Raw genomic sequence first — 16,431 nt, 5'->3', positions numbered from 1 at the left:
CGACATATCCTCGGTCGTGGGATGCCGCAGCGATGGGCCAAAGGCTGACATGCAGAGGTTTCGACGATCTAAAGGTTCGTTGCGCATGTATGACCCGATGCATTTTCGAAGACTTCAGGCTCGGCTTGCCTCAAGAACTGAGATCGCCCGGGCGGTCGAAATGACCCGCTCAAGCCGCAGACCTGCGGCGGCAAGCAAAGCGGCAAATTCGCTCTCGGTTCGCTCGACGCCCCCCGTAACGACAAGCATGTTCGCATCGATTAGCTTGATCGTATTTCGTTCGTTTCCCGGGGGAATAATAGTCTCCGCAATTAACACTCGTCCGTGGGGTTTCATTACCTCTCGGCAATTGCGCAGGATGCGTACCGCTTGCTCGTCATTCCAATCGTGAATGACCTTTTTCATGATATAGACGTCCGCACCGGCTGGAACGGCGTTAAAGAAATTGCCGGCCACGAACGAGGTCTGTGGCGGGAAACTTGCCGCATCAGCCCGCGCTGCCTCAACCCCCGCCGGTAGGTCAAACAATATGCCGGAAAGGTGAGGGTGTCTCTTTAGGATCTCCGAAAGCAGCTGTCCATGGCCGCCGCCGACATCGACAATCTGAGAAAACGCACCAAAATCACACGCCTCTGCTACAGCTTCATTGGCGCCTTGGCTAAGCGCGATCATCGCCTGCTGGAATAGCGAAGCCGCGTCCGGATGGTCCGCCAGCCAATCGAACCTGGGCTTTCCAAATACGGTTTCGAACGTCGGCAAACCCGTTTGCACTGAATGAGTGAGCTGAGCGAAGGCGAGATAGGGCTCCCTGTTCATCATTCGGATCAGGTCGCGGGGACTTGAGGGCGCGTCGGAAAGCAAGGCTGCGCCCAATTCGGTGAGTTGGAAACGGCGGGCCGAGGTTTCGCTAAAGACCCCCTCGGCGGCGAGAAGCCGCATAATCCTATAGAGCGCATCGCAGTGACAATGCGTTTCCTCCGCCAGATCGTCGACGCTCCGCTCTCCGGCGACCAAGCGATCCGCAACGTTGAGATCTGTCGCAACGCGCAAGGCTTGGGAGACCATGAAGCCAAGGCCCAGGTGAATGAGTTGTTGAGAAGGACTATACATAGCTTTCCTTTCAAACAGCCGCCGCCTCACGGCGCCCGTGGTCTCAATATCACGACCTGAAGTGCCGGTAAGGGATGATAATTTAGCCGAGGGTGCAGTGTTTGTCGTTCGATGTAGACATCCCGCTCAGGTCGATGTCCGGTTCGGGTCAATAATCGACTCGGCTAATCCTCTATCGGGCAGAGATCACCTAGGCTGGATCGTCGTCCTGAGTGCGCGGCGGCTTCTTTTTCGCTACGGGCAATGGGCGCCTGATATGTCCAAATCTGGCGTTAGGGTCAGTAAATGTCCCCGGAATCGCTTCTGGTCGCATTCGCCCAATTTGAACCTGATGCAATTCAGTTGCTGACGAAAAGCGCAGGTGCATGTGCATGGTCAGAACTTCTTCTTACCTTTCGGCATCTGGTCTCGCGCTGCGGATGTGTGACTTATGTGGTTGCGTAAGGTGGTTATCCACCTCTCGACCGAGAGCGCTTTGGGTCAAAGCCTAACGAAGTCGACCACTGTGGCGGACGTTCGGTCCGCCTTTGGGAGACCAGGTGGTTCACGACCTCAGGGTCTCGGACCATCGCCTTTCAGCCTACAATGCCATCCCGACAATCCAGGCACGGGCACATGCCCGTCGCCGCAATCGGGCTGGGCTGCGAAAAGAAGAATTTCTGCGACAATCAGTGCCATCAAAGCCAAAGACCACAAGGCACGCACGTCCGAATCCCGCTAAATGTTGGATTTGCACAACCTATACGCGACGCCAGATCTCGTAAAGGCTAACCGCTTCCATTCTAAATGTATCGATCGACTGACGCAGGCATTTCCAAGCGAACTGGAGGCGATGATCACGAAGAGTCGGCTTCGGGTCAATCGCACCATTTTCGGCCCGGACTTGAGATGTCCGCTTGTATCCCGACAGCGGCGGACTAGCAGACATCTTTCAACCGCCGCTTAGGGCCAGAACGAGACGTCCTAAACCGCTAGGGAATGCATGTCCCTCAAAGCGCGTCAGTGCAGCTGTCGTTTCGAGGCGATAACCAAAATGGTCATTTCTCGCCGAGGTGGTATCGTTTCGAATCCGGCATACAAATGAGCCAGGCAGGATCTGTCGACCATGGTGCACGAGGGGCCAGTTCGGATCGAGCGTAGGTTATCGGCGATATTGGCGGCCGATGTTTCCGGGTATTCGCGACTTATGCATCTTGACGAGGAGACTACACACGCCAGATTGACTTCTCTTCTAATGGAGACTGTCCACCCCACGATTGCTTTACACGGGGGCCGCATCGTGAAGAACACCGGCGACGGTTTCCTGGCAGAGTTTCCGAGTGCCGTTAAAGGGGTTCGAGCTGCAACGCAATTCCAAACGCGCATCCGCGAACTTACCGCCGGCGAGCCGGAAGACAGGCGTATCGCCTTTCGTGTCGGCATCAACATTGGCGATGTAATCGTCGAACCGCACGACATATTCGGCGATGGCGTCAATATCGCAGCCCGGCTTGAAAGCATCGCAGAGCCCGGCGGCATCTGCATTTCATCGTCTGTTTACGAGCACGTTCGAAACAAATTGAAAGTAACGTTCGCTGAATTGGGCGAGCAGAACCTCAAGAACATTAACCATCCGGTTAGGGCCTATGCCGTGGTCTTGGATGAACCCAGTCCAGCGACACCGTTTCAGAGTGCGGAATCGAGTGCACTTTCAGCGCGTCGTCTTTCCATCGTTGTGTTGCCTTTTGCCAACCTCAGCGGCGATACCAAGCAGGACTACTTTGTCGATGGTGTGACCGAGAGTCTGACCACAGATTTGTCGCGCATCAGCGGCTCATTTGTTATCGGCCGGCACACGGCATTCACCTACAGAGACCACCTGGTCGATGTCAGGCAGATTGGTCGTGAGTTGAATGTACGCTACGCGCTTGTAGGTTCGGTACAGCGAAGCGGCAGTCGTCTACGTGTAAATGTTCAGTTGATCGACGCGAAGACTGGCACTCATCTGTGGGCCGACCGTTTCGACAAGCCCATCGCCGATCTACTCGATATGCAGGACGAAATCGTAGCCAGAATTGCGCGGACGTTAGACGTCCAACTCATTGTGGCCGAGGCGCGGCGCGTGGCAGGAATGCTGAATCCTGATGCCATGGATCTCTATTTCCAAGGCCGCCATTTTTGCAACAAGGGGTTTACATTCGAATATTTGACAGAAGCTCGCCGTCTTTTTGAACTGGCCCTAGCAATTGATCCTAAAAACGTCCACGCCATGATCTTCTTGGCGGGGGTCGAGGCAGCACTTGGGCTCTCGCTCTTGACCGACAACCGGCTCCAGTATCTGGCAACTGCGGAGACAATGGTTCTAAAGGCGCTGTGCCTTGCACCGGACCATGCCTGGGCTCATTTTGTTTTAGCCGTTGTGCTTATTTATACGAATCGGGTGGTCCAAGGTGTAGCTGAGTGCGAGCGGACCTTGGCTTTGGACCGCAATTTGGCTGATGCGCACGTATTGATGGGTGTCGCCAGATTTTACATGGGGAGTGGTGCCGATACTGAGTCTTACATCAACGAAGCACTGCGCCTTTCTCCACGCGACATCTTCGCCTACCGGTGGATGACGCACGCGGGCTTTGCCAAATTACAAATCACAGCAGACGCTGAAGCAGCCACTTGGTTTTCTCGTGGGATCGAAGCTAATCGGAACTATCCGCTCGCTCATTTTGGGTATGCTTCAGCGCTCGCGCTTCTCGGGAAGCGCGACGAGGCGCAAGTGGCCGCGAAAGCCGGACTTGCGCTTGATCCAACGTTTACTATCGGGCGGTTTAAGAGCGGTCCATCGCACGGCAATGCGGCTTTCGTTACAGGAGCCCGGCGCATCGTTAAGGGATTGCACATCGCCGGAGTTCCAGAGGGATGATGTCAGGTATGGGTCAAAGGCTGCCTTGACCGGTCATAACTTTGGCGGGTCAACGCCCGACAGCTGACCTCGCGGCGCCCGAGCTGTGGTCTAACACGGGCCATAAAGCGGAGCTTACGAAACCGCGCGTAAGCCACCGAACGCTTCCCCACAAGCGACGAGATGAATTGCGAACTCGATAGCCTCGCGACTGCGCGCTGATTCCGCAATCGCAAAATTCTCAGAATGCTCTTTTCGTCCCGTTAACCTACTTGGAGCCGGTTGAGGAACGGGCCGACAAATCATCGCTTCCTCCTGGACAAGAATCTTGTTGCAGGCGTCCCTTTGCGGGCGCCGGGAATTCATGGAGGCGTGTATGCGAATGAAGCTTTTCTATGCGGCCACGCTCTGCGTTGCATTGTCCGCAGCAGCACCACTCGTGCAAGCCCAGGTGGGCGCGGGTGTTGGCGCCGGTGTTGGAGGTGTCGGTGCAGGTGCTGGTGCGGGAGTGGGTAGCGGTGGCGTCGGCGCCGGTGTTGGTGCCGGGGTTGGCGGCGTTGGCGCGGGTGCCGGCGCCGGAGTGGGCGATGGTGGCGTGGGTGCCGGCGTTGGCGCCGGAGTTGGTGGTGTCGGCGCGGGTGCTGGCGTCGGAGTGGGCAGTGCTGGCGTCGGTGCTGGAGCGGGCGCCGGAGTTGGCGGAATTGGCGCTACGGGGGGCCTGGGTGTCGGCGGAGGCGCGGCGGGAGCTGGCGCAGGTGCGAGTGTTGCAGGAGTTGGTGGGGCAGGCGCGGGAGTTGGTGTCGGTTCTGGCAGCGTAGGTACTGGGGGGATCGGCACCGGCGGGCTTGGCACTGTTGGCATTGGTCCTGGTGCCGCGGGAGCCGTGGGCATTTCAAATAGTGGCGTTGCCAATGCAAACAACAGCTCTGGATTGGCAGGCCTCAATCCTGCCAACGTCGGCACAGCCTTCGCGACATTGGAGGTCGCAGAGCAGCAGCGGGTGTTGCGGCGCTGTGCAGCTGTCCTGAAACAGCCGGGTCACTATGACCGAGAAACACGGGCCGTTTGCCGTGTGATAGCCGCTAAATAGGTAAAGATCGTCTTGTCTTTTTCGAGAGCGGAATCGACGGATAGACAAATAGGAAGAAGGCTCGGCAGGAGAACGCCGAGCCTTATCTTCAGGCCGAGCTATCGGTCTCACTGCAAGCTGACTTCGCTCCCAACTCCTTGGAGAACAACACCCAGTCTCCGCGAGCACGCCAAAGCTTGATGATAATATGTCATGCGTCCGCCGGCTCTCGCGCGTCCCCACGCGCGGGGATTTACCAGCGATCCGAAATCGCTCGAGGGCGAGGATCATATGTCCTACCTCAATCAAGGACTGCAGACGGCGGAAAACAGGATCCTGGCCGAGAGTTTCTTTCGGCTCAAGGCCCGGATAGACGATTCCAGGCCGGGACCTGATGGACAGTAAGGACGACAAGTTCGGGGAATGCCACGCCATTGGCGACCGCTCGCTACCTTCCGCTTCGGGCCGAAACACGAAGAACTGAAGTTCAGCAAATCTCGTCCGCTCTGCCGCAACGAGCGGACCTCCGTGGGCCGACGCGCATCTTCGCCGATGGGCCAGAAGCTGACCTACCAAACCTTGCAGGCGAAGTGATACCGCTTCCTATCGGGACTAGGTCGCTCATATAAGGCGACCTGGATTAAATCGCCGACTTGACCAGTAAAGGAAATGCAACCGCCAAGATCGACTTCGATGATCGGCGGCAGAGCCTGCGCTTTCGCATCATCGATCTGCATCGAGAGTATTTGGTTCGAGCATTCTCTTGATACCGCGACCACACGCGCCGAAAGTCCGGTAGCTCCATCCCGCGGCCTATCGCAGGTGAGAAAATGGGCATGTCGGCGGCACTCGATTCCGAGACAGCCCTGCTCCTGCGCAGAAGCGATGAGCGGATCAAGGACTGCTGCCAACGCAAGCAAAAGCGTCAGTGAATTAGTTCGAGGCATTCGTTGACCCGTTTCTTTGAGGATGAACGCATCTAAAGCCCAGGCCAGCTTCACGCGGCGATAATTTCCCTCCTTCTTCGGTGCAGCGTTTTATACCGTTGCTGTCTAAAAATGGTTGGACGGTCGGCTCGCTGAGCACCAAGTAACTTAGGGCGACCACTATAAAGACAACGGGCAGAGCTATATTTAGCCAGTTTGCTCTTATTGTCGTCTGCAAGCTTCCCCCCGCCTCAACTTCGATCGGGCTTAGCCGATCGAGCCTCCACATTACATATCCAAATAGGGCTCCCAAGAAGGCGGCTGAAAAGACGCAGGCCCAAAGCAAGTCTTCCGTCCTCCCGTAGCCCACCGTGCGCCCTAATAATTTTCCGCAGATCAACCCTGATCCTGCACCAATGACAGAAAGAAGGGCGGGCGCCCACGCTCTTGCGGGCCGAATGACCATCGCAGCTACCGGAAGCGCAACGCAAGTCGCTGGCCATGCGATTTGCGCCCCAACCAATACAGGCGCGACAACAACTACAGGCGAGGCGAACGCCCATGCGGCAACCAGCCACACATACAACAGGGACGGCAGAAAGATGAGGCCGACATACCCCGCGAATAAGGTCATCCCGATCATCAGCAACAAGATAATCCAAAGCCGCCTATACATTGCTCTCATCCGCCCTTGAAAGGCAGGATAAGTGCTGAGCGTTTTAGCATCATCCACTACGAGCCCACAGAGTTTTAGTAGATGGTTGTTCAATGATGAATCGAATGACCTTGGTGTCTGCTTTGGGTCAAAAGCTGACGCTAGGCGGGCAGCGCGGCAAGGTCAGCTTTGGACCAGAAGCAGACAAAGTCACGACCATCTATTTGCCGCATCCACGACCGTTTCTGGCCAGCTTGATCACGAAACGAATACCTTCAACGTCGAGTGATGGAGCGGGCGCGAGCATCATTCTGTCGACGTCGCGCCGTGCGGGCAGCCAGTCTTCCCCACCCGATCAGCGCACAAAACACGATGGCGGCAGCCATCGTGGTGTGACCGCTGAACATCACGAGGCCCATGCTCCAGCTCTTTGCGGCCACGAGGATGCCGAGCGACAGCCGCAGCACCCCTGCACCAGCAGCCCGAAGTCCATAGGTCGTCACCCGCGGCAGCGCCTTGCCGAAAATATCGCGCTGCTGGCGGTGCGTGGCGAAGGCCAGCGCAGCAAAGCCCGCCAGACACAGCCCAAGGGCAAGCAGATGGATCATTCTGCCGCACCGCTTGAAGCAATGGCGACCGGCACCTGCGGCATGCGCTTCGATTGCACAATGGATCGGTTCCGGGCGGTGCGAACAGCCAGAACAACATGGAGCAGTGCGAGTGCCCAGCACGTCACGTCGATGCCGGCGAACCCCCAGTCGCCTTGCGCCAGGCTGTGCCACAGCGGCCGCTGCGTCGTCAGCGCGTTGAGGACGGGCAAGAGGGCGCTCGTGGCGAACCTGCAAGCCAAGCCGGAGAAATTCGGGCGCGGCGCGGTGAGCTCAAGCTATCGATACGGAGCAGCAGGACGGGTTCGTCTCATCCACGTTCCGCGATGGTGGCATCATACGCCTGTTTTGCCCGACGATCAAGCGAATTTCGCAAAAACAGAAAATTGACCGTTTCCCCGGGCCGATCATGCCTCGATTTGCGGTCGATGTTCGCGCCGATCTCATCGCGCTCGTAAGCCGTTGATCTTGCTACCCCCGGCTACTGTGCATGGGGTTGTTTTCGAACTTCCGTTTTGACGACGCGAAGACGCCACACCAAACCGTGCCAGATCCGGCTCACGCCCGCTACTTCATCACCCGCAGGCCCTTGGTCGTGAACCGCTGCGTCTTGCCGCCGGGCCGCATTGGCCGCCTGGTGCCGGCGGCCTTGCCGGTGCCGGGCGGCTGATGTGCTGGCACGAGCTGATGCGGCTGCGAGCCGATCAGGTCGCGACGGCCCATCTCGATCAAGGCCTCGCGCAGCAGCGGCCAATTGTCGGGGTCGTGGTAGCGCAGGAACGCCTTGTGCAGGCGGCGCTGGCGCAGGCCCTTGATCGCCTCGACCTTGTCGCTGCCGCCGTGGCGCACGCCGCGCAAGGGGTTGACGCCGGTGTGATACATCGCAGTCGCGGTCGCCATCGGCGAGGGCAGGAAGGTCTGCACCTGGTCGGCGCGATAGCGGTTCTTCTTCAGCCACAGCGCGAGGTTCATCATGTCCTCGTCGGTCGTGCCCGGATGCGCCGCGATGAAGTAGGGGATCAGATAATATTTCTTGCCGGCGCGCTCGGCCGCCTCGTCGAACATGCGCTTGAACTTGTTGTAGGCGCCGATGCCCGGCTTCATCATCTTGTCGAGCGGGCCGCGCTCAGTATGTTCAGGCGCGATCTTCAAGTAGCCGCCGACGTGGTGGGTGACGAGCTCCTTGATGTATTCGGGGCTCTCGACCGCGAGGTCGTAGCGCACGCCGGAGGCCACCATCACCTTCTTGATGCCTTTGGTCTCGCGCACCTTGCGATAGAGCCGGATCAGGTCGTCATGCGAGGTGTTGAGGTTCGGGCAGATCTCGGGGAAGACGCAGGAGGGACGGCGGCACGCCGCCTCGACCTTCGGGTCCTTGCACGCCATCCGGTACATGTTGGCGGTGGGGCCGCCGATGTCGGAGATGACGCCGGTGAAGCCGGGCGTCTTGTCGCGGATGCGCTCGATCTCGCGCAGGATCGAGCCTTCCGAGCGGTTCTGGATGATGCGGCCCTCGTGCTCGGTGATCGAGCAGAAGGTGCAGCCGCCGAAGCAGCCGCGCATGATGGTCACCGAGAACTTGATCATCTCCCAGGCGGGGATGCGGGCATCGCCATAGGACGGGTGCGGCGCGCGCGCGTAAGGCAGATCGTAGACCGCGTCCATCTCTTCCGTCGTGAGCGGGATCGGCGGCGGATTGAGCCAGAGGTCGCGGTCGCCATGGCGCTGCACCAGCGGCCGCGCATTGCCGGGATTGCTCTCCCGGTGCAGCACGCGCGAGGCGCGCGCATAGGCTTCCTTGTCCTGCTCGACCTGCTCCAGCGCCGGCAGGCGGATCACGGTTAAGCCCTTCTGGCGCGATGCGCCCTCGTCGGCGGACTCGAGATCGTCGGCGTGCAGCTCGGCGTAGCCGTCGGGGACTTTTCGGAACAGCGCCACGCCCCTGATGTCGTCGAGCTCGCGCGGCGCTTCGCCAGCCGCGAGCCGGTGCACCACTTCGACCACGGCGCGCTCGGCGTTGCCGTAGAGCAGCAAGTCCGCCTTGGCGTCCGCCAGCACCGAGCGGCGCACCTTGTCGGACCAGTAATCGTAATGCGCGATCCGGCGCAGCGAGGCCTCGATGCCGCCGAGCACGATCGGGGTGTCCTTGAACGCCTCGCGGCAGCGCTGGGCGTAGACGATGGTGCAGCGGTCCGGCCGCTTGCCGCCTTCGCCGCCCGCCGTATAGGCGTCGTCGCTGCGGATGCGCCGGTCGGCGGTGTAGCGGTTCACCATGGAATCCATGTTGCCGCCGGTGACGCCGAAGAACACTCTTGGCTTGCCGAGCGCCTTGAACGGCTCCGCCGAATGCCAGTCCGGCTGCGCGATGATGCCGACCCGAAACCCTTGCGCCTCCAGCAGCCGGCCGATGATCGCCATGCCGAAGCTCGGATGGTCGACATAGGCATCCCCGGTCACCAGCACGATGTCGCAGGCGTCCCAGCCGAGCGCATTCATCTCGGCGCGGCTCATGGGGAGGAACGGCGCCGGCTTGCGCGGGCGCGCCTGGGCCATCAGCGGCTTTTCGGCGGTGATCATCTGGGTGTCCATGGCGCCTACGCATAGGGCTCCGAGGCGATGAATTCAACCGACGGGCGCGTGAAAGATCAGGTTCCGCGGGACATCGCCTTTCCCTCAGGACTGCGACGAAAACGCCTGCTCGATCCGCGCCGCGAAGGAGATCAGGCGCTCCTCGCTGTGCGGTGGGCCGACGATCTGCAAGGAGACGGGCATGCCGGCTCCATCGCGGCCGGCGGGCACCGCCAGCGCAGGGCAGCCGAGGATCGACCAGACATAGGTGATCATGATCCAGTCGATGTAGATCTTCGATGCGGTCCCCTCGATCTCGGCCGGCCACATGATCTCGACCGGAAAGGGCGCGACCTGCACGGTCGGGCAGATCAGGATGTCGATGTCGCCGAAGAAGTCCTGCATGCGCCGATAGATGGCCGCGCGCTGCTCTATCGCGGCCGCGATGTCTGTTGCGGAGAGGCTTTCACCATGGGCGATGTCGCCTGCCACCTCGGACGTGAAGGCCGCGCGCGATTGCGGCCAAAGTCTGCCCCAGGTGGCAAGATAGACGAGACCACGTAGCGCGCGGATCACGCGCGGCAGCCCGGCGAGATCAGGGGCGGTCTCGCTCATCCTGCAGCCGGCAGGTTGGAGCCGGTCGATCGCGCCGCGGAAGGCGGAACGGATGTCGTGATCGACCGGCAGCAGGCCGAGATCCTCGGACACCGCTATTCGCTCCGCCCATCCGGGTCGTGCGGCGGCGTTGCGGAACGATGCGGGATGCTTGCGCGACAACAGATCGGGCGGATGGAAGCCGGCCATCGCATCCAGCATCAAGGCAAGATCGGGAATCGTCCGCGCCATCGGTCCCTCGACGAAAACGGTGTCGAACGGATCGGAGAGCGGCTTTCTCGGCACGAGGCCCGGTGTGGGCCTCAGCCCCGCAACACCGCAAAATGCGGCCGGCGTGCGCAGGCTGCCGCCGACATCGTTGCCATGGGCGAGATAGACCTGATGCGCGGCCAGCGCCGCTGCCGATCCGCCGGAGGAGCCGCCCGCGGTCAGCGCAGGAAAGAACGGATTGCGCGTCGCGCCGAACAGCGCGTTGGTGGTGTTGGCGCCGCCGAGCTCCGACAGATTGCTCTTGCCCACGACGATGGCGCCATTGCGCTGGAGACGATCGATCGCGGGATTCGATACCTCGGGGGCGCCGCGGGCCGTCAGCGCGCTGCCGCCGCTGGTCGGCACGCCTGCGACATCGGTGTTGTCCTTGACCGCGAGCGGAAGTCCGCAGAGCAGGGGCCAGTCCTCACCGGCCGCCTTTTTCTCCATAAGCCGCCGTGCTTCACCCCGTGCGGCCTCGAAGCAGCGAACCGGAATCGCGTTGATTCCCGCATCCGTCGCTTCGATCCTGTCGATCGCGGCATCGACCACGTCGAGCGGCGACAGATGGCCTTTGCGAATCTCGGCAATGGCGTCGACGGCGGACAGCGCAAGAATGCCGGTGGAAGGCGCAAGGCTGGGCGCATCACTCATCTCTAGGTCCGGATCGCGGCGGTGGACCCGCGCACCACCAGCGCCGGCTGAAGCTGGATCGATCTCGCCTCTCCCTCGACGCCGGAACGTCCCTCCGAAACTCGCGACAGCAGGGTCGAGACCGTGGTTTGGGCAATCGCCTCGGACGGCTGCGTCACGATGGTCATGCCCGGCCGCACCAGGCCGGCCCACGGAGGCTCGTCAACCGCGATGACGGAGAGGTCGTCGGGAATGGTGAGCCCGCTCTCGGCAATGGCACGAAGCAGTCCGAGCGAAAGATGATTGTTGGTGGCGAAGATCGCGGTCGGTCGCTGCGCATGCCGCAGGAGCCGCATTGCGGCGGCATGGCCGGCGGCCTCGGAGAAATTGTCCTTCTCGATCAGCCGTTCGTCGAGGGTGGTGCCGCGCGAGGCCAGGCCGCTTCTGAGGCCATCGAGGCGGTGGCGCGCGATTTGATGCTCGGGCGATCCCATGATCACGGCGATGCGGCGATGGCCGAGATCGTCGAGATGTTCGGCCGCGAGCCGTCCCAGCGCAACGTTGTCGGTCGTGACGGAATCGAGGTCGAGCCCCTCGATGCGTCGGTCCACCAGAATGCCCGGCATCGGCAAGTCCGCCAGCGCGGCCTGGCGTCCGCTCCAGCCGCGCCGGGTCGGGATGACGATGACGCCGTCGGCGCGCTGCGACAGCAGCATGGCAAGATGCCGCTCTTCGCGCCCGGGGTCTTCGGCACTGTTGCAGAGAATGACGGAATAGCCCGCGGCGCTCGACAGCCGCTCGATGCTCTCGACGAGCCTCAGGAAATAGGGATTGGCGAGGTCTGCCACGAGCAGCCCGAGGATGCGCGTAGCGCCGCTGCGCAGGCTGCGGGCGCTGGCATGCGGTGCATAGCCGAGCTTGCGTGCTGCCGCATTGACGCGCGCCTGGAGGAGCTCGCTGACCTTGCCCGACCGGTTGAGCGTCTTCGACACGGTGGCCACGGAGACACCGGCGAGCCGGGCGACCTCGTGGATAGTGGGCAATGGCCCTGCCGGCATCAACCATTCTCCTGTTAAACGTTTTTGTATTGGTTGGATTGACTGGAGGCAAGCCAAAAGAGCATAAGAAGCGTACAATACCGTTGCGATAGACCAGCTTCCGTGCTTCATTAGAAAAACGTTTAACTAAGACCAGGGAGGCAATGGTGCGTGGGCTGGATGGCGTCCGGCGATCGCCGGTCTGCATTTGCAGGCGCTCGGCATGACCGGCTATGTGGTCGGTCGGCTGTTCGCGGCCATCCCCGTGCTGCTCGCCGTCGCGGTATTCGTCTTTCTGCTGCTCAGCCTCGTGCCGGGTGATCCCGCCGTGCTGATCGCCGGTGACTTCGCCTCGCCGCCACAGGTGGAGGCGGTGCGCCAGGCGCTCGGACTCAATCTGCCGCTGCTGCCGCGTTTCCTCGCATGGGCCGGCCGCATCCTGAGCGGCGATTTCGGCCTGTCGCTGTTCAGCCGCATCCCGGTCTCGCAGCTCGTGGCCCAGCGGATCGAGCCGACGCTGCTTCTCTCTCTCATGACGATCACGATCGCGGTCGTCGTCGCCGTGCCGCTCGGCCTCGTCGCCGCCTATCGTCCGAGGGGGCTCGTCGCGCGCCTGACCATGGCGGGGGCGGTGCTCGGCTTCTCATTGCCGGTCTTCGTCGTCGCTTTCGCGCTTGTCTATACGCTCGCACTCGGCCTGCACTGGTTTCCGGTGCAGGGCTATAAGCCGCTGTCGCAGGGCGTGCTGGCCTGCCTGCATTCGCTCGTGCTGCCCGCGATCTCGCTGAGCTTCCTCTATATCGCCTTGATCGCGAGGGTGACGCGCGCTGCGGTGCTGGAGGTGCTGCGCGAAGATTATGTCCGCACCGCCCATGCCAAGGGGCTCGCGGCCCGCAAAATCATCGTACGGCACGTGCTCAGCAATGCCGCAGTCCCGATCATCACGGTCGTCGGCATCGGATTTGCCGCGCTGCTTGGCGGCGTCGTCGTTACCGAGACCGTGTTTTCCATTCCCGGCCTCGGCCGGCTGACCGCAGACTCCATTCTCCGGCGCGACTATCCGGTGGTGCAAGCCCTGATCCTGCTGTTCGCCTTCGTCTATGTCGTCGTCAATCTCGTGGTCGACATTCTCTACGCTGTCGTCGATCCGCGGATCCGGTACTGATGCAGGACGAGCCGATGGCGATGACCCACGCAGCAGAAGGGCTCGATGCGCCGGACATCGGTGTCAACCGGTTTGCGCAGATCGCGAGCCTGCCGGTTCGCCAGCCCATACTGGCTCTGAGTTGCGTTCTGCTGCTCGCCTTTGGCGTGACGGCCGTCGTGAGCCCGTGGATCACCGCGGATCCCGCTGCGCTGGACCCGCTGAACCGGCTTCAACCGCCGTCGCCGGCGGAGCCCTTCGGCACCGATCAAGTCGGACGTTCCGTGTTTGCCCGCGCGCTGGTGGGAACGCGGGTTTCGCTGTCGGTCGGCATTGCCGTTGCGGTTCTCACCACGCTGGTCGGCGTGTGCATCGGTGTCATCGCCGGTTATTTCCGCAGCGTCGACAAGATCGTAATGCGCGCGATGGATGCGGTGATGGCGATCCCCGCGATCCTGCTCGCGATCGCACTCGTGGCGCTGATTGGCGCTTCGCCCATCGTGATCGTCACGGCGATCAGCCTCCCGGAAATTCCCCGCATGGCGCGCGTGGTGCGCGCCAGCGTTCTCAGTTTGCGCGAACGCGTCTATGTCGAGGCCGCTATCACTTGTGGCGGCCGCACGACGAACATCCTGCGGCGTCACATCCTGCCCGGCGCTGCCGGGCCGATCATGGTGCAGTCGACCTACGTCTTTGCCTCCGCGATGATCCTGGAATCGATCCTGTCGTTTCTCGGTGCGGGCACGCCGCCCGACGTGCCGAGCTGGGGCAACATGATGTCGGAGGGCCGGCAATTCCTGCAGATCGCGCCGTGGATCCTCGGCTTCCCAGCCTTGATGCTGGCGATGACGGTGCTCGCCGCCAACCTGCTCGGCGATGCGCTTCGCGACCTGCTCGATCCGAGCTTTGCGGGAGGCGAGATGCGATGAGTACGCCGCTGCTCTCCGTCGAGAACCTCTCCATCACGCTCAACACGCGGGGCGCCCCGGTGCCGCTCGTCCGCAACGTCTCGTTTGCGATCGATCCGGGTGAAACGCTGTGCCTCGTCGGCGAGAGCGGCTGCGGCAAGAGCCTGACCGCGCTCTCCATCATCGGCCTGCTCAACCGAAGCGTCATGCAGGTCGCTTCCGGTCGCATCCTCTTCGAGGGGCGCGATCTCGTCACGCTCGGGGCCGAGGATCTGCGGAAGCTCCGGGGCGACCGTCTCGCCATGGTGTTTCAGGAGCCGATGACGTCGCTCAATCCGCTGCTGCGGGTCGGCGAGCAGATCGCGGAGGTGATCGTCGAGCATCGTGGCGTGTCCGAGGCGGACGCGCGGCGGCAGGCGGTCGGATTGCTCGATCTCGTCCGCATTCCGGATGCGCGGCGACGGGCCTCCGAATTTCCGCACCAGCTTTCCGGTGGCATGCGGCAGCGCGTGATGATCGCGATGGCGCTCGCCCTGCGCCCTGCATTGCTGATCGCCGACGAGCCGACCACCGCGCTCGACGTCACCATCCAGGCCCAGGTCTTGACCCTGATCGACGATCTGCGTCGCGAGTTCGGCACGTCCGTGCTCCTGATCACGCACGATCTCGGGGTCGTCGCGGAAATGGCCGACCGAGTCGTCGTGCTCTACGCCGGCAGCATCGTCGAGCAGGCCGGCGTCGACGGCATCTTCGATGCCGCGGCCCATCCCTATACGCGCGGCCTGCTTGGGGCGATCGGCCAGCTCAACAGCGGCACCCGCGATCGTCTCGCCGAGATTCCCGGCAGCGTGCCGAGCCCGGCCTCGCTCGGCACGGGCTGCGCCTTTCGCCAGCGCTGCGGCGCGGCGATGCCGGTGTGTCACTCGGAGCCGCCGTTGTTGTCGGGCGCTGACGAGCACCTGACGGCATGCTGGCTGGGCAAGGCCGGCGCGATGGTGCCGGCATGAGCGCCGTCCTCGAGGTCTCAGGTCTGACCCAGATCTTCACCTCACGGCAGGGGCCGTTCGGATTGTTCGGCCGGCGCGATCTTCGCGCCGTCGACGACGTCAGCTTCGTCGTCGCGCGCGGACGTACCTTCTGCCTCGTTGGTGAAAGCGGCTGCGGCAAGACCACGATCGGTCGCATGGTCGTGCGCCTGTTGCGGCCGACGGCCGGCTCGGTCCACATCAATGGCGAGGACTTCGGCAATCTCTCCGGCGAGACGCTGCGCAGGAAGCGCCAGCAGGTGCAGATGGTGTTCCAGGATCCCTTCGCCTGCCTCAACTCGCGCATGACCGCGGCGGAGATCGTCGAAGAGCCCTTGCAGAATTTCGGCATCGGCGATGCGGTGTCGCGACGGCGGAAGGTCGCGCGTCTGTTCGACCAGGTCGGACTGCCCCAACATTTTCGCGCACGTCTGCCGCATCATCTGTCGGGCGGACAGCGGCAGCGCCTCGGCATCGCGCGGGCGCTCGCGGCGGATCCCGCGCTGATCGTCGCGGACGAGGCGGTCGCGGCGCTGGACGTGTCGATCCGCTCCCAGATCCTGAATCTCCTGAAGGATGTCCAGCGCGAGATCGGGATCTCCTATCTGTTCATCTCGCATGATCTCGCCGTGGTGCGCTATCTCGCGGACGACGTGGCGGTGATGTATCTCGGCGCCATCGTCGAACAGGGGCCGGCGAAGGCCGTATTCGCTGCACCGGCGCATCCGTATACGCGGGCGTTGATCGATTCCGTCCCTGCGGTCCACCCGCGCAACCGGCGCCGCCGCGCGGCTCTCGAAGGCGAGGTGCCGAGTGCCGCTTCGCTGCCGTCCGGATGCCGCTTTCGCACGCGCTGTCCGTTCGCGACGGACATTTGCGCGCAAGCGGCGCCGGCGATGACTGAAGTCACGCCCGGCCATGCCGTCGCCTGTCATCACGCAGGATCGCTGCCACGCTTCGGCGCGCCGGGTCCGGGCCGGGCCGTAGCCCCCGACGCAGTTGCCTAGAA

At 62.3% G+C, this 16,431-nt stretch carries 14 protein-coding genes; 7 read left to right on the top strand and 7 right to left on the bottom strand.

Annotation, left to right across the window (positions count from 1 at the left end; all coding sequences use genetic code 11):
* Positions 1 to 114 precede the first annotated feature (114 nt).
* The gene (locus tag I6F20_RS16275; protein WP_057028272.1) at positions 115 to 1,110 is read right to left on the bottom strand and encodes a methyltransferase; all 996 of its coding nucleotides are present in this window, start codon (positions 1,108 to 1,110) and stop codon (positions 115 to 117) included.
* Between the two features lie 1,105 nt (positions 1,111 to 2,215).
* On the opposite strand from I6F20_RS16275, the gene I6F20_RS16270 reads away from it, so the two are divergent.
* Positions 2,216 to 4,006, top strand: coding sequence for an adenylate/guanylate cyclase domain-containing protein (locus I6F20_RS16270; RefSeq protein WP_225126968.1), 1,791 nt, complete (start codon positions 2,216 to 2,218; stop codon positions 4,004 to 4,006).
* Between the two features lie 467 nt (positions 4,007 to 4,473).
* A complete protein-coding gene (locus I6F20_RS16265) occupies positions 4,474 to 4,803 on the top strand; it encodes a hypothetical protein (RefSeq protein WP_162130854.1) in 330 nt (109 codons plus the stop codon).
* A gap of 820 nt (positions 4,804 to 5,623) precedes the next feature.
* Here the strand turns inward: I6F20_RS16265 and I6F20_RS16260 are convergent.
* The 3 genes from I6F20_RS16260 to I6F20_RS16250 form a co-directional block, all read right to left on the bottom strand.
* Positions 5,624 to 6,055 (bottom strand): hypothetical protein, encoded by a 432-nt coding sequence (locus I6F20_RS16260; RefSeq protein WP_141697658.1) that lies wholly within the window; start codon positions 6,053 to 6,055, stop codon positions 5,624 to 5,626.
* An 855-nt stretch (positions 6,056 to 6,910) separates the two neighbouring features.
* On the bottom strand, positions 6,911 to 7,243 hold the full coding sequence (locus I6F20_RS16255) for a DUF3325 family protein (RefSeq protein ID WP_225126967.1): 333 nt from the start codon (positions 7,241 to 7,243) through the stop codon (positions 6,911 to 6,913).
* A complete protein-coding gene (locus tag I6F20_RS16250; protein WP_225126966.1) occupies positions 7,240 to 7,455 on the bottom strand; it encodes a hypothetical protein in 216 nt (71 codons plus the stop codon). Before I6F20_RS16250 ends, I6F20_RS16255 begins: the two co-directional genes overlap by 4 nt.
* Before the next feature lie 10 nt (positions 7,456 to 7,465).
* Here I6F20_RS16250 and I6F20_RS16245 point away from each other — a divergent pair, with 10 nt between their 5' ends.
* Positions 7,466 to 7,633: a hypothetical protein gene (locus I6F20_RS16245; protein ID WP_225126965.1), complete on the top strand. Its 168-nt coding sequence runs from the start codon at positions 7,466 to 7,468 to the stop codon at positions 7,631 to 7,633.
* A 177-nt stretch (positions 7,634 to 7,810) separates the two neighbouring features.
* Here the strand turns inward: I6F20_RS16245 and I6F20_RS16240 are convergent, their stop codons facing one another.
* The 3 genes from I6F20_RS16240 to I6F20_RS16230 form a co-directional block, all read right to left on the bottom strand.
* Complete coding sequence (locus I6F20_RS16240) at positions 7,811 to 9,832, bottom strand: YgiQ family radical SAM protein (protein WP_225126964.1); 2,022 nt, start codon at positions 9,830 to 9,832, stop codon at positions 7,811 to 7,813.
* An 84-nt stretch (positions 9,833 to 9,916) separates the two neighbouring features.
* Positions 9,917 to 11,329: an amidase gene (locus I6F20_RS16235; protein WP_225126961.1), complete on the bottom strand. Its 1,413-nt coding sequence runs from the start codon at positions 11,327 to 11,329 to the stop codon at positions 9,917 to 9,919.
* A 2-nt stretch (positions 11,330 to 11,331) separates the two neighbouring features.
* Entirely contained in the window at positions 11,332 to 12,366 is a 1,035-nt protein-coding gene (locus tag I6F20_RS16230; RefSeq protein WP_225113409.1) for a LacI family DNA-binding transcriptional regulator, read from the bottom strand.
* A gap of 202 nt (positions 12,367 to 12,568) precedes the next feature.
* On the opposite strand from I6F20_RS16230, the gene I6F20_RS16225 reads away from it, so the two are divergent.
* Genes I6F20_RS16225 through I6F20_RS16210 form a run of 4 tightly spaced genes read left to right on the top strand, consistent with a single transcriptional unit; the run spans position 12,569 to position 16,429 of the window.
* The gene (locus I6F20_RS16225; protein ID WP_036014490.1) at positions 12,569 to 13,510 is read left to right on the top strand and encodes an ABC transporter permease; all 942 of its coding nucleotides are present in this window, start codon (positions 12,569 to 12,571) and stop codon (positions 13,508 to 13,510) included.
* Entirely contained in the window at positions 13,510 to 14,418 is a 909-nt protein-coding gene (locus I6F20_RS16220; protein WP_225126959.1) for an ABC transporter permease, read from the top strand. The genes I6F20_RS16225 and I6F20_RS16220 overlap by 1 nt, the downstream gene beginning before the upstream one ends.
* Positions 14,415 to 15,404 carry an ABC transporter ATP-binding protein gene (locus I6F20_RS16215; RefSeq protein WP_225126957.1) on the top strand — a complete coding sequence of 330 codons (990 nt, stop codon included), beginning with the start codon at positions 14,415 to 14,417 and terminating at the stop codon, positions 15,402 to 15,404. Before I6F20_RS16220 ends, I6F20_RS16215 begins: the two co-directional genes overlap by 4 nt.
* The gene (locus I6F20_RS16210) at positions 15,401 to 16,429 is read left to right on the top strand and encodes an ABC transporter ATP-binding protein (RefSeq protein ID WP_225126955.1); all 1,029 of its coding nucleotides are present in this window, start codon (positions 15,401 to 15,403) and stop codon (positions 16,427 to 16,429) included. Before I6F20_RS16215 ends, I6F20_RS16210 begins: the two co-directional genes overlap by 4 nt.
* Positions 16,430 to 16,431: the final 2 nt, after the last annotated feature.

It is taken from the genome of Bradyrhizobium sp. IC3123 (assembly GCF_020193625.1).
Taxonomy (GTDB): domain Bacteria; phylum Pseudomonadota; class Alphaproteobacteria; order Rhizobiales; family Xanthobacteraceae; genus Bradyrhizobium; species Bradyrhizobium yuanmingense.
This window is presented reverse-complemented; position numbering and strand designations above follow the sequence as displayed.

Bases quoted from the DNA above. Each gene is read 5' to 3' on its own strand.
- I6F20_RS16220 (WP_225126959.1), top strand. From the start codon at position 13,510: ATGCAGGACGAGCCGATGGCGATGACCCACGCAGCAGAAGGGCTCGAT.
- I6F20_RS16240 (WP_225126964.1), bottom strand. From the start codon at position 9,832: ATGGACACCCAGATGATCACCGCCGAAAAGCCGCTGATGGCCCAGGCG.
- I6F20_RS16230 (WP_225113409.1), bottom strand. From the start codon at position 12,366: ATGCCGGCAGGGCCATTGCCCACTATCCACGAGGTCGCCCGGCTCGCC.
- I6F20_RS16275 (WP_057028272.1), bottom strand. From the start codon at position 1,110: ATGTATAGTCCTTCTCAACAACTCATTCACCTGGGCCTTGGCTTCATG.
- I6F20_RS16255 (WP_225126967.1), bottom strand. From the start codon at position 7,243: ATGATCCATCTGCTTGCCCTTGGGCTGTGTCTGGCGGGCTTTGCTGCG.
- I6F20_RS16215 (WP_225126957.1), top strand. From the start codon at position 14,415: ATGAGTACGCCGCTGCTCTCCGTCGAGAACCTCTCCATCACGCTCAAC.
- I6F20_RS16225 (WP_036014490.1), top strand. From the start codon at position 12,569: ATGACCGGCTATGTGGTCGGTCGGCTGTTCGCGGCCATCCCCGTGCTG.
- I6F20_RS16235 (WP_225126961.1), bottom strand. From the start codon at position 11,329: ATGAGTGATGCGCCCAGCCTTGCGCCTTCCACCGGCATTCTTGCGCTG.
- I6F20_RS16270 (WP_225126968.1), top strand. From the start codon at position 2,216: ATGGTGCACGAGGGGCCAGTTCGGATCGAGCGTAGGTTATCGGCGATA.
- I6F20_RS16210 (WP_225126955.1), top strand. From the start codon at position 15,401: ATGAGCGCCGTCCTCGAGGTCTCAGGTCTGACCCAGATCTTCACCTCA.